This window comes from Mycolicibacterium thermoresistibile, assembly GCF_900187065.1.
Taxonomy (GTDB): domain Bacteria; phylum Actinomycetota; class Actinomycetes; order Mycobacteriales; family Mycobacteriaceae; genus Mycobacterium; species Mycobacterium thermoresistibile.
Map to the genome: position 1 here is coordinate 84,161 of NZ_LT906483.1, position 23,520 is coordinate 107,680.

Here is a 23,520-nt window from a genome sequence, read left to right on the forward strand (position 1 = left end):
TTTTGCGACCACGACGGCCGCTACCACATGGGGAATTTGAATGGCACGACATGTTGAATCGGGAGGCAGCAGCCCGACGATCGAACATCTGCCGGGCGACATCGTCCGGATGCACACGGTGGCAGATCGCCAGCTGGTTCACCGGATGGCCTTCGCCGCGTTCGCGAGCACACGCTGGCTGTGGTGGAGCCTGGGCATCGTATTGATTGCTGGCCCAGCGGTTATCGCCTGGATCGGCGGCGCAGATGCAGAACAGCTGTCTGTCGGCGACCTGCTTTTCTACCTGATCTTCGGTGTCGTGTTCTTCATCGTGTTCGCTGCCGGGGTGTTGTATCGGAGCGGTCCCGACTACTGGCGGCTCTATAAATTGCCCATCGGCAACACGATCTACGTCGACGTCGCGCCGGAATGGATCGGCGTGGGCTGGAGTGACAGGTACACCGCGCTGGCTCGGCGGCACATTGAGCGAGTCAGTGTGCACAAATCGGTCTTGGTCATCGTCGGATGTGGATACAAAATCTTGGCTCCATGCGAATTGATACCGATCGACACTGCGAACTTGCTGCAATCAGAAACCAAGAGACGAGATTCAACCGATAGCACTGCGCCCCCACGCGCCGCACCGCCACAGAGACCACCGTTTTCCACCGACCCGCCGGAAGCGACAGAGAACCAGGCGATTCGAACGCATGCGACCGCCGACCATACTTTGGCGAATCGGCTAGCAGTATCGGTGCGGCAGTCATCGGCAATACGAAAAGTTGCCCTTCTCCTGTTGATTCTGGGAGTAGTCGGAGGGATTGGGTTATTCCTTGATGATGAGCGGCCTTTGGACTCGATGTTCCTGGCGTTGCTCGCCACCTGCGCTGCCGGCTACGGCATCATCGGTTACCACATGCTTCTTGGCGCGGCAGCGCATCTGCGCAGGGTGGTTCCGGAGGGCACGGCGCTCACCGCGGAGTTTGGACCGGACTGGATCGGCATACGCTTGGGCGGATACTACGAGGCGTTCGGTGCCGCTCGAATCATCAAGATGGAGCGGGTCGACTCAGCGCTTATCGCGACAATCCAAGGTCCGGCCGACGGGGTCGCCCCGCGAAGGTCAGCAGAAGGCCTGGTGATACCGACCGAACTGACCCCGACAGATGTCGTCGAGGGTTTGTTGCAGCGGTACGGCTGACCGAGCATCGCCGGTGAGGGACACAAAAGGCGCGGGGACTACCACATGACGGTCGAAACTCGTGCAGATCGAGGCCCACCTGACGATCGTCTTCGCGGCCATGGCGGTCTCGCACTGGATCGAGCACCGAACAGGTTGGAGCATCAAGAAGTTCGTGCGCACCGCACGCCGCTACCGCACCGTGCAGATCCGCGCCGGCCAACAAATCCTGACCGCCGCCGACCCATTACCCGACGACCTCAGCGACGCGCTCACCAACATCCACAGCCGCGATGCGCACTAAATTGGCCCAACTCGGGTCATAGGGCGTGTCGTTGCATGGGGAGGCCCTCGGTCTTCCGAAGTCTGAAAGTTGCGAAGCATTCAGGCTGAGGAAGGGGACCGAGGGCCGTGTTTGACGGTACGACATTGTTGTTTGGGCTGTCAGGAGTACGGGTGAAGCGTGTCGAGCGACTCCCCGATGGGGCGCGAGTGGTGCACGTGGTCACCGTCGACGAAGCCGCCGCGGCATGCCCGCAATGCGGGGTGGTGTCGCGCTCGGTCAAGGAGTTTGTGACGACCTCACCGAAGGACATTCCCTATGGTGATGGCGACATCGTGGTGCGCTGGCACAAGACCCGCTGGCGTTGCCGCGAGGACTACTGCCCCAGATCCTCATTCACTGAGGCCATCGCCCAGATCCCGTCACGGGCACGCACTACCGCGCGGCTGCGCACTGCGATCGGGCAGGCAATCGGCGATGCCGGCCGGGCGGTGTCCGAGGTCGCCGACGCCCATGATGTGTCGTGGCCGACCGCGCACCGCGCGTTCGTCGCCCACGCCGAGACACTGCTGCGCGAGCCCGAACCGGTCAAGGTGCTCGGCATCGACAAACCCGCCGCGGCAAGCCGTCGTGGGTCCAAGGCGTCGATGGCCGATGGGTGCGTATCGACCCGTGGGACACCGGATTCGTCGACTTGTCCGGGAATCAAGGCCTATTGGGACAACGCGAGGGCCGCACCAGCGCCGCGGTCATCGACTGGCTCAACGAACGCACCCCGCAATTCCGGGAGGCGGTGCAGTTCGTGGCGATCGACCCGGCCGCGGTGTACGCCGCGGCGATCCGCACACCCGGGTTGTTGCCCAACGCCACGATCGTGGTCGACCACTTTCATCTGGTCAAGCTTGGCAACGAGGCGCTGACCAAGGTGCGCCGCCGGGTGACCTGGGACCTGCGTGATCGCCGCGGCCGCAAAGCCGACCCGGAATGGGCCAACCGCCGCCGGCTACTACGAGGACGAGAACGACTGTCAGACAAAGCTTTCGCGAAGATGTGGAACGCCATCGTCGACGCCGACGACAGCGGCCAGATCTTGTCAGCGTGGATCGCCAAGGAAGAACTGCGCACCTTGCTGTCCACTGTGCGCCTCGGCGGTGACCCGCATCTGACGCGGCATCGGCTGCACCGCTTCCTGTCTTGGTGTATCGACTCGAAAATCCCCGAGTTACTGGCTCTGGCCAGCACCGTCGACACCTGGTGGCCCGAAATCAACGCCTTCCTCGTCACCGGCATCACCAACGCCCGCACCGAGGGCTACAACCGGCTCGTCAAGCAGGTCAAACGCGCCGCCTGCGGCTTCCGCAACCCCACCAACTCCGCCCGCCGGATACGATTCCACTGCACCCGCAAACAGCGGGCCGCAACCCGGACTTGCAGCTGATTGCCCGCTCAAAGTCGAAGAGCCAGATAAATACCTCGCGAGCGTCTCAAGCGCAATTGCCGGTGTCGTTCACGCGGCCTGCCGCGTGGTGCGGAGTTAAACAACATGACAGATCCGCTGCGCTAACAACGCCGACTGCGAGTTGGTCGGACTTAGCGGGCTCTTCCCGAATGAGGGTCTGCGACCGGTTGGCTGCAGGCCGGGGAAGGTGTCATGCCGGCGAGCTGAGGTCGGGAGTTAATGGGAGACGGTGCGGGTTTCTGGCGAGCTTTATCGGCACTACCGAGTGCCCGGTGAAGGAGGTCCCTTTGGCAGCGCGTGGCGGGCGTGAATGAACATGAAACTGGCGGAGGACGACCCTATGATCTGCCCTTTGAAGGGGTAGACAGGAGCAGGCAGATGAGCGGTCCGACACCACCTCCGCCCAATGGACCCTTCTCTCCGATTCCGCCAGGAGGCTATCCGGTCCAAGGACAACCGTGGCCGCAACATCCAGTACCCCAGCAATATGGCGAACCATGGCAAACGGGTCCGCCGCCGAAGCGGAGTAACGGTTGGAAATGGGGACTTGGCGCCGTCGCGCTGTTGGCCGTCGTCGGAATTACAGCTGCGGTGACGTTGTCGGTGGCCGGAAGCGGATCGGATGGCAATGCGCTTACCTCTGAATCAACGTCGCCCGACCCCGCGACGGCTGACATCGCCAGCGCTGACGACGACGGACCAGTCACGGTGATTACTGAAGACCCCACGTGTGCGGCTCAAGGGCCTATTCATCAGACGCTTGCTGGGCATGAGGGGAAGGGGTGGGCCGACAGAGACCCTGCTGTTCCGGCGACAGAGTGGACACCTGATATTCGCGCCCAGCACGAATCCGTTGCGCAAGCGATGCGAGATGCGGCCGATCAGATGGTGCCGCTGGCGAAACTCACGCCGCACAGGGTCATGCGTGAACTCTATGAACAGTTCATCGCGTATTCGCGCGCCTACGCGGATAGTGTCCCCACCTATACGCCGAAAGACAATAATCTTGCAAGGGTTTCCGTGGCTGCGGGGGACGCGATTACGAATATCTGTGGCGCTGTAACTGCCGGTTCGGCATCGGCGCGGGCTCCGCTGGTCTCGCCACTTCCTGCTCCGACGAGCTTGGACAGCGGACCTGCTCAAGAGAATCCGAAGCGGTTCTTACCGGAAGTGAACGCAGTATGCGATGAGTGGGTCACCGTCCTCGATCGGTTTCGGCGTGACACGAGGGCATGGGCTGAAATACCTGCAAACATCCCGGCAAGCGAATGGACGCTAGCCCGGATTTTTCGTGGAATGTTGCCCTTGATGGCGTGTAGATAAGCGAAAGTGCCTGTCCTGTAAGGAATAATCGGACTTGTCTAAGGTTCGGATCGTTCCCACGGAAAGGCACCTCGCAGGTGAAGAATATCGCGGTCGCACCACGGGTGAAAGTCTCAGCCGACGGCCACGGCGTCGTGTCGCACGCCGGGATGGGCATGGTGCGTGAACTCGCCGACCGCACGGGCCTATCAACGCAGGTCACCGTAGCTTTGGCCGACACCTACCGGGGCCCGTGGGTTTACGCCCCCGGTGATGTCTTCGCTGATCTGGCCGCCGCGGTCGCCGACGGGGCGGACTGCATCGACGGGGTCGGCCAGCTGTGCGGCGATCGTGAGCATGTGTTCGGTGCCGCGGCGTCGACGACGACGATGTGGCGGCTGGTCGATGAGCGCATCGACGCCGCCCACCTGCCCGCGGTGCGGGCCGCGCGGGCCGCCGCGCGAGCGGCGGCCTGGGACGCCGCAGCGGCCCCCGCTGATCAGGACTGGTTGCACATCGACCTCGATGCGACCCTGGTCATCGATCACTCCGACAACAAAGCCGGCGCCACGCCGACCTGGAAGAAGACGTTCGGCCACCATCCGCTGCTGGCGTTTTTGGACCGCCCGGAGATCGCCGGTGGGGAAGCTCTGGGCGGGCTGTTGCGCACCAGCAACGCCGGTGCCAACACCGCCAGCGATCACATCATTGTCCTGGAGCAGGCCCTGGCCGCGCTGCCCCCAGCGTGGCAGCCCGACCCCGATCAACCCGGCGACCCCGATAAGCCGAAGGTGTTGGTGCGCTGCGACACCGCCGGGGCCACCCATAAGTTCGCCGAGGCCTGCCGCACTGCCGGGGTGGGGTTCTCGTTCGGCTACCCCGTCGACGTTCGCGTCCAGGACGCCGTGGACACCCTCAACCTCGGTTCATGCTGGTATCCGGCCATCGACACCCGCGGCGGAATCCGCGACGGGGCCTGGGTCGCCGAGGCCACCGACCTGGTCAACCTCGAGAGCTGGCCGCCCGGCACCCGACTGATCCTGCGCAAGGAGCGCCCCCATCCGGGTGCACAGTTACGGTTCACCGACGCCGACGGGATGCGCGTCACCGCGTTCATCACCGACACACCCCACGGCGTGGTGCCCGGGCAAGTCGCCGGCCTGGAGCTACGTCATCGCCAGCACGCCCGCGTCGAAGACCGCATCCGCGAACTCAAAGCCACCGGCCTGCGCAACCTGCCGTGTCACTCGTTTTGGGCCAACGCCGCCTGGCTGGAAATCGTGCTGGCCGCCGCCGACCTGGTCACCTGGACCAGACTCATCGGCTTCCGCAACCAGCCCGGGCTGGCCCGCGCCGAGATCAACACTTTCCGCTACCGCGTCCTGCACGTCGCCGCCCGCATCACCCGCGGCGCCCGCCAACTACGGCTACGCATCGACACCACCTGGCGATGGGCCGCAGCGATCGTCACCGCCTGGCAACACCTGCGCACCGCCTTCGGATAACCGCCAGCCCCCTTGACCACCGATCACGAAAGAACCACAGGCCCTGGGAAAGCCCGCCCCACCCGGCGACACGGGACGACCGATCATGCCCTCATACCAAAAAAACCGCCCCAGCAACACAACCAGCGTTCAAAGCAACTCCGCGTCAACTCGATGCAAAATCGAGGCTAGCAGCCGGTATATCGATGGCTCACCATTGTTCCGCATCCGTTCGGCGAGGCGACTGGTCGTCGTCGAGCCCGCGCGGCCGCCGCCGGTGAGACCCAACATCGAGGAGCGGTCGATCGAAGGTGCCCCGGTGCACGCGTTGGTCCGCCTCGCCGAGGAAGTGCGAGCTGATCGGCAACATGGGACTGCACGCCCGACGGGCCACTCTGGCACGGTTGAACTCGGTTTCCGGCCAGGTCTCGATCATTGAGCATTTCGGGGGTCGGGCCGGACTAATCGCGAGTGGACTCGCAGTCGCTACAGGAGCACCGGCGTTCGCCGATAGCGACACGTCGGGCTACGTGAGGGGTCCTGGATCGCGGCCGGGCTGATCGACCACGACGGCGATCCGTGCAACATGATCGATGGACTTTGCCACGGACAGTCCCCGAACGCGCGCGCTGCGATCCAGACCGGCATGCACGTCTGCAGTGAGGTCAAGCAGGGCAATTCACGCGACTCCGTCGTGTATCAACTCAGCCATGGCGAGGCCCTGATGCCGTCGTCCTATGCCGCGCCGATCACTCTACGACGCCGCCACCGCCTATTTGTGCTGACCGAGGGAATAGGCGCTGACGCCTCCCTGGTGTCGCAGGATCCATGTGAGGCAGTGGCGTTCGCGTGAGTAATAGCTGCCGATGCGCAGAATGGGGCGATGCGACACCGAGTAAAGCTGCACGGCGGTCGGTTCCAGCGTCAACCACCGAGTCCAGCTATGGCACCTCGGTAGAGGTGAACGACGCGGCCAAGTGGTTCACCCAGAAAGTACCGGTGGCAGATCTGGTCAATGGGTGCGACATCGCTCGCGGCGTGCCGACCATCCTCAGATTGACCGGTCGATGCTCTCGCCGCTCGTCTCGTCTTGCTGTTCATAGACGTTCGCCGCACTATGCAGATTGAGGGCGATGTCTTCGAGCCGAGTCGCGCGAGCCGTGTCAGAAAGCTCCCAAGAGTCGCGCAACCGTTCGAAAGCTGCCAGAGCAGTGCCTTTCCAGCCCATTTGGCATCCGGCCATTGCCACCATGTTCGCACTTAGCTTAGCAATTGCTTCGGCGCTGGCAACGTCGAGCCGCGCTGCCTGAAGGCGCAGTTGAGACGGATCGACTTTGAGAGGCTGTGGCATCAAAATACCTTCCGATGTGACTGTCGAGGTTAACTATACTGAGCGAATGTTTGCGCGCAGCGCACGAATTTCCCGCGGTATTGAGTACCGCGCACAAGGGGCCAGATCATGGCGTTGACGTTTGAAGACGTCGAGGACTGGACGCGCAAGACGAGCACGCTGGAGACGCTGCAGGACGAACTTAATCAGCGCACCACCACGCTGGCGGGATTGCAGGAACAGCTGGCCGGGATCCGGCGACTCGACGGGTGGGAAGGCAGCGCCTCGCGTGCTGCTCGACAGTCCTTCGATCCAGTTGACGATGACATCGCCAACGCTGCGGCTGCGGTCGGTGCGGTGCGAACTCAGGTCGGGGAAACGATCGCCGAGCTGACTGAGTTACGTACTGCTATTAGCGAAGCCAAGCAGTACGCGAGCGCGAACGGTTACGCCATTCAGTTCAACGGGCGCGTCATCGACTTGTGGGATCTCGACGACAGAGCCAACGCGACTCCTGCTGAACTTGAGCAGCACAAGGCCGCTGAGGCAGAGCTCCAGACGATGGTCAGTGAAATTGTTGAACGCGGGAACGAGATCGAAGCCGAGTCTGCGCGGGTCTTGTGGGCTGCTAACTCCGGGGAGATCAGCGCCGACGGCCTAACCGACGTCGAACAAGCCACTAATGCGGGTGCACGTTTCGCGCTGGAACCCGGCGCAGAACCACAAGAAGTGGAGAACTGGTGGAACACACTCTCCCCCGAGCAGCAGGAATGGATGATCGACAACCGCCCCGATTGGGTCCGGAACGTCGACGGCATCCCCACGGAAGTCCGCGACGAGTCAAACCGAATTTGGCTTCCTCAGGAACGCGCACGTCTGGAAGACGAGTTGAGACAAGAACTTGCCGCGAACCCGAACCCGAACCGGCCACCGTTTGGGATGCCCGCGCGGGCGCTGGAGCGAAAAATCAATGATCTCCGGAAGATTGAGCAAGTGCTTGACCAGAAAGATACTTACCTTATTGGCCTGGATACCTCGGGCGACGCGACTAAAGCAATTCTCGCTGTCGGCAACCCCGATGAAGCGGACCACGTGGCAGTTACTGTGCCAGGAATGGGGTCTCAGGACGATGCGGGTAGCACCATCGAGGGGATGACGCGCGAGGGAACGCTAATGCAAGCCGAAGCCCAAACACAGCTTGAGCGGGCGGGTAGGGGTGACGAGACCGTGGCGACTGTGGCGTGGATGAACTATGACACTCCGCCCGGCCTGCTAGAGGGGGCAGGTAGTGATGCTCGAGCCACGGGAGCCGCGCCGGTGTTGTCGAACTATTTGGAGTCGATCGACGTCACTAGTACCGGTACAGAAGAGCCCCACTTGACCCTGGTCGGTCACTCCTATGGCTCACTGGCCGCCGGGCTTTCGTTGCAGGAGGGTGCAAGCGACGTGGTCGATGACTATGTCGCCTACGGCTCCCCAGGCTTCTACGCCATGGACGAATCCCAACTGGGGATGCAGCAGGGACATGTGTTCGTCATGCAGGCCCCCGACGATCCAATCCGGCTTGTGGCGGAGACCCCGTGGTTTGGTGGTGACCCTGCCGACGGTTCCTTTGTGCAGCTTTCGACGACCGCCGGTACCACCCCCGACGGCGTCTACCGGGAAGGTGCCAGCGGCCACTCTGAATATCCTCGACCGTTTAATGCTGACGGCACGGACAGACTACGAGTGACCGGTTACAACACCGCCGCGGTCATCGCTGGATTATCAGAAACGGCCGTGCGCAAATGACATCGAGCTCGTCACCCCACGGCAAGCGATCGGGACGGCTGTGGTGGACCCTCGGAATTGCCGTCGCCGTGCTCCTCGTCGTGTTATCGGCCGTCGTCGTCTGGCTTTCAAACGCTCTCCAACCCCCGCAGGAGGAACCCGTGACCGCCGAAGAAGTGACCGCGTTGGAAGAACGGCTCCGGTCCAAGGACTCGGCCGAGGACACTCTCACCCATTACGAAGCGCTGCTCGCTCAAACGGCAGACCAGGTAGCCGCTCTGGTGCCCGGCCTCACCTGGCGATGGAACCGCGAGGACACCACCATCTCTTGCGCTGGGCCGCTGGCCGACACCCGTGGTGTTCAAGTGCTGACCCGCCACGCGCTTTTCGACGGCCCCATTCCCGATGAAGCATGGCCACACGCATTCGCCATCGTGCGGAGTCAAGCCGCCACCTTGGGGGCGACTGACGTATTCACCTATAAGGATGGGCCTGGCGACCATGACGTGGCGATCTCCGGAGACGACGGGGTAGAGATCCGGTTCGGCACACGGATTGCGGCAACCTTGTCAGCGCGCAGTGACTGCCGCCTGAAACAAGCAGACCTCGAGTCGGTGAGCCGCGAGTCTCGATGAGGCACGGCTTAGCCTCGATCTTTCACCTGCTGCTTGATTGAGGTTGTTTGTGGTTGCAGGTGTGGGGTTGTGGTGGTGGGCAGCGTGGGGTTCCGGCGTTGCGGTTCTCGCCGGTGCTCCTGGGTCCTTGGTCGTCGTGACTGGGCTGGGTGTTCAGGTGGGTTGTAGTGCGGTGAAGCCGGTTTCGATGAGGTCACTCCAGGGCCAGCCGCGGGGCAGCCGTAAGAGGCGGCGCCGCCCGGAGGTGATGATGCGCCCGGCCACGCCAGCAGTCGCAGGCGTAGCCGTTTGGGTTCCCAGCGCCGGGCCGGATGGGTGCCGAAGGCCAGGAGTTGGGTCCAGGCCAGCAGGTCAGCGGCCAGCAGCGTGATCTCCAGCCAGATCTGATTCTGGGCGAAGCCGTGGAACGGCAGGTTGGTCAGGCCGGTGTCTTTGAGGTTGCGGATGCGGTCCTCAGCGCGGGCGCGTTGACGGTGACGGACTTCCAGATCGGGGATCGACCAGCCGCGGGTGTTGGTGGCAAAGCAGGTGATCCGCCAGCCGTTGTCGTCGGTGAGCCGCAGCTGGGCGCCGGGGTGAGGCCGCTCTCGACGGGCGATGACCCGCATCCCGGCCGGCCAGCCGCGCAGCGTGTCGGGCAGATACCGGGTCAACTCGGCGACCTGGGCACCGTCGCGTGGTGCACCATCGGAGTCGAGGGCGGCCCGCCAGGCCTGCCGCGGCACCCGGCTCAGGGCCTCGACGATCGGAGGCATGCCGTAGAACCCGACCGAATACTGCAGGCCCAGGTCGGTGATGTGATGCAGGAAGTCTTTGACCCCGCCACCGGTGTCGGTGCGCACCACCACGTTCTCACGCTCGTGTTCGGGCAGCTGGGCCAGCGCGGCATCCAGGACGCTGATGTGGTCGGCGGCGCTGTTGGCCCCAGCACAGCCCGGCCGCAGCAGCCCGGCCAGCGCCTCTCCGGATCCTGCGATGCCGTGATCGCAGAACGCCAGCATCGGATGAAACCCGAACCCGGACTTGAACGTCGGTGCCGCACCCTGCTTGTCGCTGTGGGCGGTGACCAGGGTGGCGTCCAGATCGATGATCACCTGAGTGCCCACCCCGGGCAGCGGCCGCTGCCGGCGCCACACCCGCTCACGTGCTGTGGCCCGTGCGGCGCGGATCGCGGTGATCGCGGCATCGACGTCGCCGGCCAGGGTGGCGATCAATCGTGACACGCTGGCATCAGAGGCCACCGGCCCGAACACCTCGGGCTGGGCCCGTACGACCGCGACATCGGCGGCGCAGTCTCCACCGAGGGCGACCGCGGTCACCAGATCCAGCAGCACCTTGGCGGGGTCGTGCACCGATCGTGAGGTCCGCCACGGCGCCAACGCCGCTGACATGGCCTTATCCAGTCCCGAACAGGACAGTGTCCGGGCCAACAGCACCCCGCCAGCCGACGAGACCAGCGACTCGCGACCCGAATCCACCACCAGAGAACAAACCGCGCTACGCTTCACCTACGGAGTGCCTTCCCACTTGGCGAACTTTGACCCTCAGCAAGTCAATCTTCTCAAGCAGGACAGGCACTTCCGTGCATTACAGGCCCGCGTCACAGACCATTTCGTGAAACGTCGAGGTTAGCCGTCGTGACGGCTGGCATATTGACGCTTCCAGGCGACGCTCTACGGGTGCTGGCTGAGACGTTCGAGTAGGGCTAAGAGTAATGCCGGAGCGGCGTAATTCAATCATGAGTCGAGAGGTTTGGATGGCCCTGCGCTGCTGTAACCGGCAGAGGCAGTGGAGGCACCTATAGCAAATGGCATAGAGTGCCTTACCATGGCCAGGCCTCGAAATGTCTGAGTTGCTAACGATTTTGATAGCTTGAGAGGAGGAATTGTCAAGACCTGTGGATCGGGGTGTTTCAGGCGACCTCCGTTCCGGCTTGCTGATCGCCGTCTGAGGGCGGGGTTGGTGGGGTGATCTCGGTGGGGCGTTCGAGCAGTTTGCCCTTGTGGAAGACCGCGCCGGCGCGCACCAGGGCGACCAGGTGTGGTGCGTTGACGGCGCGCCAGCGGGCCGCGGCGGCGTCGATGAGCTTGTAGGCCATGGCCAGACCAGCTGCTCGTGACCCCGGACCTTTGGTGACTTTGGTGCGCAAACGCACTGTGGCGAAGGTGCTTTCGATCGGATTCGTGGTGCGTAGGTGGATCCAGTGCTCGGCGGGATAGCGGTAGAATTCCAGCAGGGTGTCCAGATCGTCGGTGATCTTGGCGACCGCCTTGGGATATTTGGCGCCGAAGTCGACCTCGAAGGCTTTGACCGCGACCTGGGCTTTGTCGATATCCTCGGCGTTGTAGATCTCTTTGAGCGCTGCCAACGCCGACGGGTGTGCTGATTTCGGCAGCGCGGCAAGGACATTGGCTTGCTTGTGAAACCAGCACCGCTGCTCACGGGCGGCCGGGAACACTTCGCGCACCGCGTTCCAAAACCCCAAGGCGCCATCGCCGACCGCGAGCACTGGGGCGGTCATGCCGCGTCGTTTACAGTCGCGCAGCAGATCAGCCCGAGGAATTGTCAATACCTGTGGATCGGGGTGTTTCAGGCGACCTCCGTTCCGGTGTGCTGATCGTCGCCTGAGGGCGGTGTTGGTGGGGTGATTTCGGTGGGTCGTTCGAGCAGTTTGCCTTTATGGAAGACCGCGCCGGCGCGGACCAGGGCGACCAGGTGTGGGGCGTTGACGGCGCGCCAGCGGGCCGCGGCGGCGTCGATGAGCTTGTAGGCCATCGCTAGTCCGGCCGCTCGTGATCCGGGCCCCTTGGTGACCTTGGTCCTCAAACGCACTGTGGCAAAGGTGGATTCGATCGGATTCGTCGTTCGCAGATGAATCCAATGTTCGGCCGGATACTTGTAGAATTCCAGCAGCACATCGAGGTCGTCGGTGATCTTAGCGACCGCCTTGGGATACTTCGCGCCGAAGTCGGCCTCGAAGGCCTTGACCGCGATCTGGGCCTTGTCGATATCCTCGGCGTTATAGATCTCCTTGATCGCCGCCAGCGCCGACTGGTGCGCTGATGTCGGCAGTGCGGCAAGAACATTGGCCTGCTTATGAAACCAGCAGCGCTGCTCTTTGGTGGCCGGGAAAACTTCGCGGACTGCTTTCCAGAACCCGAGTGCACCGTCACCGATCGCGAGTACGGGGGCGGTCATGCCGCGCCGTTTGCAGTCGCGCAGCAGATCGGCCCACGACTCGGCCGATTCACGGTAGCCGTCGGTGATCGCCACGAGCTCCTTGCGGCCGTCAGCGCGCATACCGAGCATCACCAGCAAGCAGAGTTTCTCCTGGTCCAGCCGCACCTTGAGGTGAATGCCGTCGACCCACAGATACACGTAATCAGTGGCCGAGAGGTCGCGACGACCGAACGCGGCGGCCTCGTCTTGCCACTGCGACGTGAGCCGGGTGATCGTGCTGGCCGACAACCCGGCACCGGAGCCGAGGAACTGCTCGAGGGCAGGGGTGAAATCGTTGCTCGACAGGCCGTGCAGGTACAGCAGCGGCAGTACCTCGGACATCTGCGGGGACTTGCGCGCCCAGGCCGGCAGGATCGCCGAGGAGAACCGCTTGCGTTCACCGGTGTCGGGGTCGACACGTTTGTCGTTGACCCGCGGGGCCCTCACCTGCACCGCGCCGGCTGCGGTCAGCACCTCGCGCGGCTGGTGGTAGCCGTTGCGGACCACCAACCGGTGACCGTTCTCGTCGAGTTGATCGGCGAACTGCGCCACGTAGGCGGCGACCTCGGCCTGCAACGCCGCGGCCAGCATCTGCCGGGCCCCGTCGCGGACAATCTCATCCAACAACGACCGACCAGCACCACTGTCGGTGTTGTCGTTGGCCTCCGCGCCGTCGTGAACTACCGTGAGCATGGGCGTACCTTCCCAACCAGCGCGCCAACGCCGGTCTTGATCGAATACCTGATTCCGTGAAGATCATCCTCGGGAAGGTGCGCCCATCTTCACGCCCCCACACCGAGGCTCATCCACAGGTTCTGATCATTCCTCGATCAGCCCACGACTCGGTCGATTCCCGGTAGCCGTCGGTGATCGCCACCAGCTCTTTGCGGCCGTCAGCGCGCACGCCCAGCATCACCAGCAAACAGAGTTTTTCCTGGTCCAGGCGGACCTTGAGGTGGATACCGTCGACCCACAGGTAGACGTAGTCGGTGCCGGACAGGTCCCGGGCCGCAAACGCGCGGGCCTCGTCCTGCCACTGCGCCGTGAGCCGGGTGATCGTGGTGGCCGACAACCCCGCACCCGAACCCAGGAACTGCTCCAATGCCGGGGTGAAGTCGCTGGTGGACAGCCCGTGCAGGTACAGCAGCGGCAGCACTTCGCTCATCTGCGGAGACTTGCGCGCCCAGGCCGGCAGGATCGCCGAGGAGAACCGTTTGCGTTCGCCGGTGTCGGGGTCGACACGTTTGTCGTTGACTCGCGGCGCTTTGACCTGCACCGCACCGGCTGCGGTCAGCACCTCGCGGGGCTGGTGGTAGCCGTTGCGCACCACCAGGCGGTGGCCGTTCTCATCGAGCTGGTCGGCGTACTGGGCCACGTAGGCGGCGACCTCGGCCTGCAACGCGGCGGCCAGCATCTGTCGCGCCCCGTCGCGGACGATCTCATCCAACAACGAGCGACCGGGAGTGTCGCTGTCGTTGGCGTCCTCGGCGTCGTGAACTACGGTGAGCATGGGCGTACCTTCCCGAACCAGCGCGCCAACGCCGGCTCATGATCGGACCTACTGACATTCAGATCATCCTCGGGAAGGTGCGCCCACTTTCACGCCCCCACCCCGAGGCTCATCCACAGGTTCTGATCATTGCTCCTCAACTGGGGTAAGACCCGAGTTGGGCCAATTTAGCCTCGATTTTGCATCGAGTTGACGCGGAGTTGCTTTGAACGCTGGTTGTGTTGCTGGGGCGGTTTTTTTGGTATGAGGGCATGATCGGTCGTCCCGTGTCGCCGGGTGGGGCGGGCTTTCCCAGGGCCTGTGGTTCTTTCGTGATCGGTGGTCAAGGGGGCTGGCGGTTATCCGAAGGCGGTGCGCAGGTGTTGCCAGGCGGTGACGATCGCTGCGGCCCATCGCCAGGTGGCGTCGATGCGTAGCCGTAGTTGGCGGGCGCCGCGGGTGATGCGGGCGGCGACGTGCAGGACGCGGTAGCGGAAAGTGTTGATCTCGGCGCGGGCCAGCCCGGGCTGGTTGCGGAAGCCGATGAGTCTGGTCCAGGTGACCAGGTCGGCGGCGGCCAGCACGATTTCCAGCCAGGCGGCGTTGGCCCAAAACGAGTGACACGGCAGGTTGCGCAGGCCGGTGGCTTTGAGTTCGCGGATGCGGTCTTCGACGCGGGCGTGCTGGCGATGACGTAGCTCCAGGCCGGCGACTTGCCCGGGCACCACGCCGTGGGGTGTGTCGGTGATGAACGCGGTGACGCGCATCCCGTCGGCGTCGGTGAACCGTAACTGTGCACCCGGATGGGGGCGCTCCTTGCGCAGGATCAGTCGGGTGCCGGGCGGCCAGCTCTCGAGGTTGACCAGGTCGGTGGCCTCGGCGACCCAGGCCCCGTCGCGGATTCCGCCGCGGGTGTCGATGGCCGGATACCAGCATGAACCGAGGTTGAGGGTGTCCACGGCGTCCTGGACGCGAACGTCGACGGGGTAGCCGAACGAGAACCCCACCCCGGCAGTGCGGCAGGCCTCGGCGAACTTATGGGTGGCCCCGGCGGTGTCGCAGCGCACCAACACCTTCGGCTTATCGGGGTCGCCGGGTTGATCGGGGTCGGGCTGCCACGCTGGGGGCAGCGCGGCCAGGGCCTGCTCCAGGACAATGATGTGATCGCTGGCGGTGTTGGCACCGGCGTTGCTGGTGCGCAACAGCCCGCCCAGAGCTTCCCCACCGGCGATCTCCGGGCGGTCCAAAAACGCCAGCAGCGGATGGTGGCCGAACGTCTTCTTCCAGGTCGGCGTGGCGCCGGCTTTGTTGTCGGAGTGATCGATGACCAGGGTCGCATCGAGGTCGATGTGCAACCAGTCCTGATCAGCGGGGGCCGCTGCGGCGTCCCAGGCCGCCGCTCGCGCGGCGGCCCGCGCGGCCCGCACCGCGGGCAGGTGGGCGGCGTCGATGCGCTCATCGACCAGCCGCCACATCGTCGTCGTCGACGCCGCGGCACCGAACACATGCTCACGATCGCCGCACAGCTGGCCGACCCCGTCGATGCAGTCCGCCCCGTCGGCGACCGCGGCGGCCAGATCAGCGAAGACATCACCGGGGGCGTAAACCCACGGGCCCCGGTAGGTGTCGGCCAAAGCTACGGTGACCTGCGTTGATAGGCCCGTGCGGTCGGCGAGTTCACGCACCATGCCCATCCCGGCGTGCGACACGACGCCGTGGCCGTCGGCTGAGACTTTCACCCGTGGTGCGACCGCGATATTCTTCACCTGCGAGGTGCCTTTCCGTGGGAACGATCCGAACCTTAGACAAGTCCGATTATTCCTTACAGGACAGGCACTTTCGCTTATCTACACGCCATCAAGGGCAACATTCCACGAAAAATCCGGGCTAAATTGGCCCAACTCGGGTTTCAACACCTGCTGTGGTCTACGTCAGCGGGCGTCCTACCTGGGGCGGCGAGCTCGAGCGGGCGGGGCGTGATCTTGTTGACACCCGGTGTTCGGCGTTGCTGAGGTCCGGTAGCATCGGCTGGACAATTCACGAGTCGGGCGGTTCGCGTACCCCGGGTGTGCAGGGCCTTCGGATGCGCGGGCGTCAGCCGGTTGGCCTGCCGCAGCGTCGCCCTGCGCTGACTTCGTTGGGGGATACGCGATGATGTCGCCGTGCGATCCGGACGACGAGTGGGACGGTGATGACGCGCCCGCGGTCGACTTCGGGGATTACGGCGCCCCGGAGGACACGGGTGTGGCGGGTGATGACCTGGCCGCCGCGCTCGATTTTTCAGCGCCGGTTGCGGACGACGCCGTCGACGGTCCGTTGTTCGTCTCCGCCCCGGAACCCGAACCCGACTCGGGTTATGTCGAACCCGGCGAGCCGCAAGAGCACGCCGAAGATCTCGGACCGCTGTTCTCGGTGACCAATTCACCGGGGACACTGACGGTCACCGCCTATCTCGACGGCGGTATCCAGAGTGTCGAGATCTCCCCGAGCCTGACCGGTATGACCGAAGCCGAACTGGCGCGGGAACTGTTGGCGATGGCCAAGGTCGCATCGGTGAAAGCCCGTGCCGGCCAATACGAATTCCTTTTGGAGACGACGCCCGAGGTGGCGGGGGAGCGCGAGTTCCTCGGCGAGTTCCTGCAGCACGGGGTCGGATTGCCGACGCCGGCCCAGGCAGCCCAGGTCGAGGCCGAGTTCGTGCAGCGGTATCTGCGAGACGATGGCTGAGTTCCGCATCCGGTGAGGTGAATCAATGAACTATCCGCCGCCCAGCGGTCATCCCGGTTCGGGACAGCCGTGGCCACCGCAGGGACCGTGGCAGCCGGAAGGCCAGTGGTATGCACCACCGCCCAAGGGTGGGGCCGGATGGAAGTGGGTGCTGGGTGCGGTGGCCCTGCTGGCGATTGTTGGTGTGACCGTCGTCGTGACGGTTGCTGTGATCGGAGAGGACGAAGAAAGCGGTGCACCATCTGCATCGTCGCCGAGGACGAGCAGTGAGCCCACGTCCGATGTGGCTAGTGCGAACGACACTGGGCCGGTCGCAATCATCACCGAGGAGCCGACCTGTGCGCCGGTGCGGCCGATCCTGATTGTATTTTCGGACGCACAGCAGAACGGCTGGGATCGGCGAGACGCGTCAATCCCCGCGTCGGGATGGACACACGAGGTGCGGGTTCAATACGAGGAGGTCGGAGACGCGATGCGTGAGACCGCCGACCGCCTGGTTCCGATGGTCAAACTCACGCCCCACCGTGTAGTCCGAGAACTGTATGAGCAGATGATCGCGTACTTGCGTGCGTACGCCCAGGCGATTCCGCGGTACAGGCCGGCAGATGACTTCTTGGCCAGATCAGGAAATGCCGCCGCGGATGCGATTTCCAACATCTGCAAATCGATCGAGTATGGTGCTGCGGCGGCGCGTGCCCGAATGGTGACGCCGTTGGCTGCTCCGGAGGTACTTGCGCCGGTTGGCGATATCGCAAATCCACAACGTCTCCTGACCGAGATCGATCCGGTGTGTGCCGAATGGGCCGATGCTGTGTCCGAGTTTCAACGCGATGCGGCAGCGTGGGGGACAACATCCCCTGATATTCCGGCCAGCCAGTGGTCGTCGGAACAGAGGGCCCTCAACGATCAGGTTATGCCGGTGATGCAGACGTTCGCAGATCGGCTCGTTGCCCTAGGGCAACGCACTTCGAACCCCACGTTACGTGACTTCGCGGAGCTGTCAGCGCTTTATCGCTCAGCCTACATAGAGGCAATTCCGACCTACATGCCTGCCGACCAATATCTGACGGCAGCATCAATCCGCATAGCGGGTGTTGTGAATGCCGCCTGCAAGGCACTGACCAATAACTAACTAGTACCCGTACGGGCACAGGAGGGACTGCTCGCTTTGGAATGCAGCATAACCAAACCGGACGCGGGACCCATCCCATGGCTTGAGGAAATCCCATGATTCGTAATCCAGTTCATCGTGCGGCGGTTCTCCGATGAATCAACCTTGTCCTCACCAGGATGACCAGTATCATCCGTCAGCCGTCGTTGGGCCGTCCACGCCGCCAGTGCAACAATTGCACCATCAATTGCCGCCGGGGAGTTGGCCACCGTCAACACCGAAAGAAGGGAAGGCGTGGAAATGGTTACTTGGCGGCGTGGCAGTCTTGGCGGTTATTGGTGTCACGGTTGCCGTAACGGTAGCAGTGGTAGGTGAAGGTAAAGGTAGTGACAGCCCTCCTGCAGCTTCGATCTCCGAAACCGACAGCGCGGGTTCGGATATTGCCAGTGCCAACGACACGGGCGCGATCACAATCATCACCGAAGAACCAACCTGTGCACCCTTAGCGCCCATAATGACTGCGCTCGCAGATGCTCAGAAGAACGGTTGGACAGAACGTGACCCCTCAATCCCCGCGCATGCTTGGCCTACGGAAGTAAGGCGTCAATATGAATCCGTTGGCGTGGCGATGCGGAAGGCAGCCGACCAGTTGGTGCCGTTAGCCCGTGCCACACCTCATCGAGTGATCCGAGAGCTCTACGAACAATCGATTGCATATTTGCGTGCATATGCCGACTCTATACCCACCTACAGCCCTCGCGATAACAGTCTTATTCGTGCAGCGAGTTCTGCCGCGAACGCAATCACGAATATTTGTTCCGCAATAGACTACGGAGCAGCTGCAGCGCGGGCACCGTTGGTCAAACCGCTGCCAGCGCCGAGCCAGCTCCCACCCGTTGGTGACTTGGAGAATCCCCAGCGGTTTCTGACGAGACCGAACCCTGTCTGCAGAGAATGGGCGGATGCTATAGCGGGATTTCAACGTGACGCTGCAGCATGGGGAAATACTTCCCCGAACATCCCGGTGGGGCAGTGGTCGGCGGAGCAACGTGCGGTCAATGACGAAGTGATACCGGTGATGAAACGGTTCGCTAACCAAGCGATAGCGCTGGGAAAGCGTAGCGACAATACGGTATTGCAAGATTTCGCCGCATTAACCGCTGTATACCGTCTCGCGTATGTTGAGGCGGTACCGACTTACATGCCAGATGACAAGTACCTGATAAACGCTTCGGTTCTAGCAAGCGGCGTAGTGGAAATGGCATGCGAGGCAGTCGAGGGGTGAAACGACATGCTTGTCAAGGTGGTTCGCTACTGATTCGTCTTGAAATGGTTTGGTGGTTGATCGCGACGGCGGCGAGTACGGTGGCGATACGGTCACGGGCTCAGCTTGGGTGAACGTGAACGAAGACGTCATCGCGGATGCGAAAGATAAGTTCAAAACATGCCACCGCAGGGACCGTGGTAGCCGGAGGGCCAGTCGACAGGCACCTCCGCTCAAGCGGGGAAACGGCTGGATTGATCGACGAAGTGTGCCAGGCAGTGCAAGCATGTGGCTTCGAGCCTAAAAGCGGACCGGCTTGCGTCATGCCCTGAGGTTCCCCAGGAAAAGTGGACACGGTTAGCTTGGTTTCTGACGTGTCTGTGTGGCGATCTCGAACCTGAGTTTGGACACCTCGGCAGATTCTCGGAGTTGATACTCGTTTGACCTGCGGTGTTTGTCTTTCGGGTGGGTGTTTTGGGGTACTAACCGGGTAGGTTCGTGCGGTGGCGTACGTGCGGAAAGTGCGCACTGCCTCGGGCGCGGTGGCGGTGCAGGTGGCCCGCAAAGACCGGGGTCGAGTGGTGATCCTGGCTCATCTGGGATCAGCGCATACCGATGCTGAGCTGGGCATTCTGCTCGAGCAAGCGAGGGAAATGGTGGTCGGCGGCCAGGCGGCGCTGGATTTCGAGGTGGCTGCCCGCGCCCAATCGATGGCCGATGTGGCCGATTTCCGTGCGCAGGCGTTGATCCCCGAGCGAGCCACACCGGCGGTCGCGGCGCCGGTGGTGCCGCCCGGGCGTACCGTCGGGGCCAGCTCGCGGCTGCTCTACGACGTCCTGGGCCACGTCTATGACTGGCTCGGCTTCGATGCCGTCGGCGACGCGGTGTTCCGCGATTTGGTGATCTCCCGGATCGTGGAGCCAACCAGCAAGCTCGACGCCTCACGAGTGCTGGCAGATCTTGGGGCTCGGTTGGTGTCCTACAAGACCATCGACCGCCATGCCCGCAAGATCCACTCCAGCGGTCACCGCGACACGATCGCCGAGAAGTGCTTCGCCTACGCTTCGGACTGCGGTGGACTGTCGCTGATTTTGTACGACGTGACCACCCTGTATTTCGAAGCGGAATCCGAGGATTCGCTGCGCAAGGTCGGCTATTCCAAAGAGCGCCGAGTCGACCCTCAAATTGTGGTCGGACTGCTGGTCGACCGGACCGGATTTCCCTTGGAGATCGGCTGTTTCGAGGGCAACACCGCTGAGACCACCACGATCGTGCCGATCATCACCAGCTTTCTGGCCCGCCACCATCTGCAGGGCACACCGATGGTGGTGGCCGCCGACGCAGGCATGCTCTCGCAGACCAACCTCGCCGCGGTGGATGAGGTGAACCTGTCGTTCATCGTCGGCTCGCGGGTCACCAAGGCTCCCGGCGATCTGGAATCCCACTTCCATTGGAACGGCGATCTTTTCACCGACGGCCAGGTCATCGACACCGTGACTCCCCGGCACGGCAACACCCGCGTCAACGACACCAAATTGCGTACCGAACCGGTCTGGAACCCCGACCGCGATACCGGGGCGTGGCGGGCGATCTGGGCGTATTCGGCCAAACGGGCCCGCCGCGACCAGAAGACTCTGGCCGCCCAGGAAGCCCGGGCCCGGGCGATCATCTCCGGCGAGAAGAAGGCCAAGACAGCACGATTCGTCACGACCCGCGGCGATGAACGCACTCTCGACGAAGCCAGCCTGGCCCGTGCCCAATCCCTGGTCGGGCTCAAGGGCTACGTGACCAACGTCCCGGCATCGGTGATGCCCGCTGGCGAGGTCATCGCGAAGTATCACGACCTGTGGCACGTCGAGAAGTCGTTTCGGATGTCCAAAACCGACCTTGATGCCCGGCCCATGTTCAACCGCATGCGCGATGCCATCGAAGCGCATCTGACCATCGTGTTCGCCGCGCTGGCCGTCTCCCACGCCATCCAATCGCGCACCGGACTATCCATCGCCAAAGTCGTCAAGACACTGCGGCCGCTGCGCTCGGCGACCATCAACATCAACGGCGCCACGCAGACCTTCCCACCAGAGATCCCCGACACCGAGCGCAAAATCCTCACCGACCTCGGCTTCAAACCTGGGTACTAAGCAAAATGTCCAAACTCAGGTCGAAGTCGATGGGTGAGATCATCCCCAATGAACTGTGTCGCCTTTCATGGTTGTAAAATCTGATGTAATTGTCAAGTCCCGCAGTGAGATTCGCGTACGTTGTGAACGCATGGCGTTTGTAATACTCGTGCTTAACCGTCGACCAGAGCGATTCGGAGCCGGCGTTGTCCCAGCAAATCCCGGTCGCCCCCATGGAGCGGAGCAAGCCATGCCGGGTGCAGGCCTGGGCCATGTCGTAGCTGGTGAACTGACTGCCGCGATCTGAATGCATGACGGTGCCGGCGACGTGGCCGGCGCGGGTGAAGACCGCCGCATCGACGGCGGCCTCGACCAGTTCGGTGCGCATGTGATCGGCCAGCGACCACCCCAGCACCCGCCGAGAATGCTCATCGCGGATCGCACACAGATACGCATCCCCTTCGCCGCAGGTCAGATAGGTGATATCGGAAGTCCATACCGCGTCAAGGCGGCCCTGATCAAAGGCTCGACCGACCCGGTCCGGCGGAAAGGATGCCGTCGGGTCGACCTGGGTGGTCTTGACCTTGAACGTGCGAGGGCTGATGCCCTCGATACCCATCTCGGCCATGATCTTGGCGACCGTGTTCTCCGAGACTCCGACACCCTCGGCATGCAGGTCGGCAGTGATGCGTGGCGACCCATACGTGCGACCAGAGGCCTGCCAATGCGCGAGGATCTTCACCTCCAGATCGCGGCGCCATTGCTGCCGTGGCGAGAGCTCGACGCGGCGTTGCCGTGCTGCCCACGCGTAATACCCGGATCGCGACACACCGAGCAACTCGGCCAGCTTCGACACGTCGTGGTGGGCGCACTCCGCGGCAATGAGCTCGAACCGGCTCACCGGTGTTGCTGTGCCGCAAAGTACGCCGACACTTTTTTCAGGAACGTGATGTCACGGTCCTTCTCGGCGACCTCGGCGCGTAGCCGCACCAACTCGGCGCGCTCGGTCGCAGTCAGATCCCCGTCAGGGGGCACCCTGCGCGCGTCAGCGGCGGCGCCGTCCCGAATCCTTTCGCCAGCAACCCATTTACGCAACAGGTTCTCGTGCACATTCAACTCGCGAGCGACCTCGACGACCGAGCGGCCACCATCAATCACCCGCCGAGCAGCCTCCACCTTGAACTCCGACGTAAACGACCGGCGAGTCCGAGACATCCCGACATCCTTCCAGCAGGGGCCCGTGCCCCGCTATCTCAGGTGTCCACTCAAACTGGGGAGGCTCACCCGATCTGTTGTCGGGGAGTGACTGGGTTCGGTCAGAGGTGGCTGTCGGGGCCGTGTTGCGCACCAACGGTGGCCGACGAATTTGTGTTCTGACCGACGTTGCTGGTCGGGTAGCATTCGCAGAAAGCTGGCGGGTCCTTGGCGTGCGCGTGGAGGCCCCCGCGTCAGCACATCTTGCACAACTGACGAGGGGAATCAGGGATGGCGACTGTACCCAACCTCAGGGTCAATGAGGAAGCACTGCATTGGGACCCAGCGGAAGTCACCGCGCCTTCGGTCCCTGCAATGGCGGGCGGCGAGGACCCGATGAGTCAGTTGGTGTCGGAAGTGATGCCCGAAGTGGCTGCCAAGGTCGCGCAAATGGTTGCCGACACTCGTGCGCGGGAAGTCGAGTTCGCCGCGAACATCGAAGCGGCCAAACGGGCTTACCGGGGCACCGACGCGGATGCTGAGCAAGATCTGCGAGCTGCCGAGCAGCAGATCCATTCCCCGGACGTAACGAGCGGAGGTTCAACTGCGGGGTCGAGGGCCTCGAGTTTCCGCGCGCAGTCAAGTGCCTTCGGTCAACTCCTCAGCGCACCAATGCAGATAATTGGTGCCGCGGCCTCGATGCCTCAGGGTGTGATGCACGGTGTCCAGGATGTTGGCGGCCAGGTGGGTCAGCTAGCTGGAAGCGTGGCCGAGAACATCACCGGCGCTGGCGAAACTGACGTCATCGACGGTGGCTCGGCGGATACCGCTTCAGAGCAGTCAGACCTAAACGGTGAGACAATGACGCGAGAGTCGACATCGGATGAAGAACTCTCAGAGCGTCACCCCAGCCGGCTAGCCGGTCCGCGCACATGAGCGAAGCACCGGTTCAGCCGCAGTCGATCGATAAGTCA

General features: G+C 63.3%; 16 protein-coding genes and 5 pseudogenes. 13 read left to right on the forward strand and 8 right to left on the reverse strand.

The genetic code is table 11. The features are described from left to right. Window positions 1–40: 40 nt before the first annotated feature. The 6 genes and pseudogenes from CKW28_RS00395 (at window position 41) to CKW28_RS00410 (ending at window position 5,708) form a co-directional block, all read left to right on the forward strand. On the forward strand, window positions 41–1,180 hold the full coding sequence (locus CKW28_RS00395) for a hypothetical protein (protein WP_131588043.1): 1,140 nt from the start codon (window positions 41–43) through the stop codon (window positions 1,178–1,180). Between the two features lie 67 nt (window positions 1,181–1,247). Further along, window positions 1,248–1,463: pseudogene (locus CKW28_RS00400) on the forward strand (IS1634 family transposase); the annotation flags it as partial. Window positions 1,464–1,732: 269 nt separating this feature from the next. Then, a pseudogene (locus CKW28_RS23985) lies at window positions 1,733–1,939 on the forward strand (ISL3 family transposase); the annotation flags it as partial. A gap of 161 nt (window positions 1,940–2,100) precedes the next feature. Beyond that, complete coding sequence (locus CKW28_RS23990) at window positions 2,101–2,880, forward strand: ISL3 family transposase (protein ID WP_003925024.1); 780 nt, start codon at window positions 2,101–2,103, stop codon at window positions 2,878–2,880. A gap of 585 nt (window positions 2,881–3,465) precedes the next feature. Next, window positions 3,466–4,224 (forward strand): ESX-1 system-associated protein, encoded by a 759-nt coding sequence (locus tag CKW28_RS23480; RefSeq protein ID WP_131807465.1) that lies wholly within the window; start codon window positions 3,466–3,468, stop codon window positions 4,222–4,224. 77 nt (window positions 4,225–4,301) lie between these two features. After that, window positions 4,302–5,708 carry an IS1380 family transposase gene (locus CKW28_RS00410; RefSeq protein ID WP_095176397.1) on the forward strand — a complete coding sequence of 469 codons (1,407 nt, stop codon included), beginning with the start codon at window positions 4,302–4,304 and terminating at the stop codon, window positions 5,706–5,708. 1,030 nt (window positions 5,709–6,738) lie between these two features. Here the strand turns inward: CKW28_RS00410 and CKW28_RS00420 are convergent. Next, window positions 6,739–7,038, reverse strand: a complete 300-nt coding sequence (locus tag CKW28_RS00420) for a WXG100 family type VII secretion target (RefSeq protein WP_081475407.1) — start codon at window positions 7,036–7,038, stop codon at window positions 6,739–6,741. Between the two features lie 108 nt (window positions 7,039–7,146). Here CKW28_RS00420 and CKW28_RS00425 point away from each other — a divergent pair, with 108 nt between their 5' ends. After that, window positions 7,147–8,808 (forward strand): alpha/beta hydrolase, encoded by a 1,662-nt coding sequence (locus CKW28_RS00425; RefSeq protein WP_003923665.1) that lies wholly within the window; start codon window positions 7,147–7,149, stop codon window positions 8,806–8,808. Between the two features lie 140 nt (window positions 8,809–8,948). Continuing rightward, entirely contained in the window at window positions 8,949–9,422 is a 474-nt protein-coding gene (locus CKW28_RS00430; RefSeq protein ID WP_157997563.1) for an LppA family lipoprotein, read from the forward strand. Between the two features lie 153 nt (window positions 9,423–9,575). Here the strand turns inward: CKW28_RS00430 and CKW28_RS00435 are convergent. From CKW28_RS00435 to CKW28_RS00455, 5 genes and pseudogenes are all read right to left on the reverse strand, one after another. Next, window positions 9,576–10,930: pseudogene (locus CKW28_RS00435) on the reverse strand (IS1380 family transposase). Window positions 10,931–11,334: 404 nt separating this feature from the next. Further along, window positions 11,335–11,976, reverse strand: a pseudogene (locus CKW28_RS00440) (IS256 family transposase); the annotation flags it as partial. Window positions 11,977–12,011: 35 nt separating this feature from the next. Beyond that, entirely contained in the window at window positions 12,012–13,334 is a 1,323-nt protein-coding gene (locus CKW28_RS00445) for an IS256 family transposase (RefSeq protein ID WP_003923522.1), read from the reverse strand. Window positions 13,335–13,449: 115 nt separating this feature from the next. Continuing rightward, window positions 13,450–14,151: pseudogene (locus CKW28_RS00450) on the reverse strand (transposase); the annotation flags it as partial. Between the two features lie 338 nt (window positions 14,152–14,489). After that, window positions 14,490–15,896 carry an IS1380 family transposase gene (locus CKW28_RS00455; protein WP_095176399.1) on the reverse strand — a complete coding sequence of 469 codons (1,407 nt, stop codon included), beginning with the start codon at window positions 15,894–15,896 and terminating at the stop codon, window positions 14,490–14,492. A 385-nt stretch (window positions 15,897–16,281) separates the two neighbouring features. On the opposite strand from CKW28_RS00455, the gene CKW28_RS00460 reads away from it, so the two are divergent. The 4 genes from CKW28_RS00460 (at window position 16,282) to CKW28_RS00470 (ending at window position 21,373) form a co-directional block, all read left to right on the forward strand. Continuing rightward, on the forward strand, window positions 16,282–16,857 hold the full coding sequence (locus CKW28_RS00460) for a hypothetical protein (protein WP_003925023.1): 576 nt from the start codon (window positions 16,282–16,284) through the stop codon (window positions 16,855–16,857). A 25-nt stretch (window positions 16,858–16,882) separates the two neighbouring features. After that, complete coding sequence (locus tag CKW28_RS00465; protein WP_131588021.1) at window positions 16,883–17,989, forward strand: ESX-1 system-associated protein; 1,107 nt, start codon at window positions 16,883–16,885, stop codon at window positions 17,987–17,989. Window positions 17,990–18,194: 205 nt separating this feature from the next. Continuing rightward, window positions 18,195–19,253, forward strand: a complete 1,059-nt coding sequence (locus CKW28_RS23485) for an ESX-1 system-associated protein (RefSeq protein ID WP_157997564.1) — start codon at window positions 18,195–18,197, stop codon at window positions 19,251–19,253. A 482-nt stretch (window positions 19,254–19,735) separates the two neighbouring features. Beyond that, window positions 19,736–21,373, forward strand: a complete 1,638-nt coding sequence (locus CKW28_RS00470) for an IS1634 family transposase (RefSeq protein WP_095176403.1) — start codon at window positions 19,736–19,738, stop codon at window positions 21,371–21,373. Here the strand turns inward: CKW28_RS00470 and CKW28_RS00475 are convergent. Next, window positions 21,357–22,253 (reverse strand): IS3 family transposase, encoded by an 897-nt coding sequence (locus CKW28_RS00475; protein ID WP_095176406.1) that lies wholly within the window; start codon window positions 22,251–22,253, stop codon window positions 21,357–21,359. The two genes, CKW28_RS00470 and CKW28_RS00475, sit on opposite strands and share 17 nt — an antisense overlap. Further along, window positions 22,250–22,567, reverse strand: a complete 318-nt coding sequence (locus CKW28_RS00480) for a transposase (protein WP_003924871.1) — start codon at window positions 22,565–22,567, stop codon at window positions 22,250–22,252. The genes CKW28_RS00475 and CKW28_RS00480 overlap by 4 nt, the downstream gene beginning before the upstream one ends. Window positions 22,568–22,837: 270 nt before the next feature. Between CKW28_RS00480 and CKW28_RS00485 the strand changes: the two genes are divergently transcribed. Then, complete coding sequence (locus CKW28_RS00485) at window positions 22,838–23,482, forward strand: hypothetical protein (RefSeq protein WP_131588018.1); 645 nt, start codon at window positions 22,838–22,840, stop codon at window positions 23,480–23,482. Window positions 23,483–23,520 lie beyond the last annotated feature (38 nt).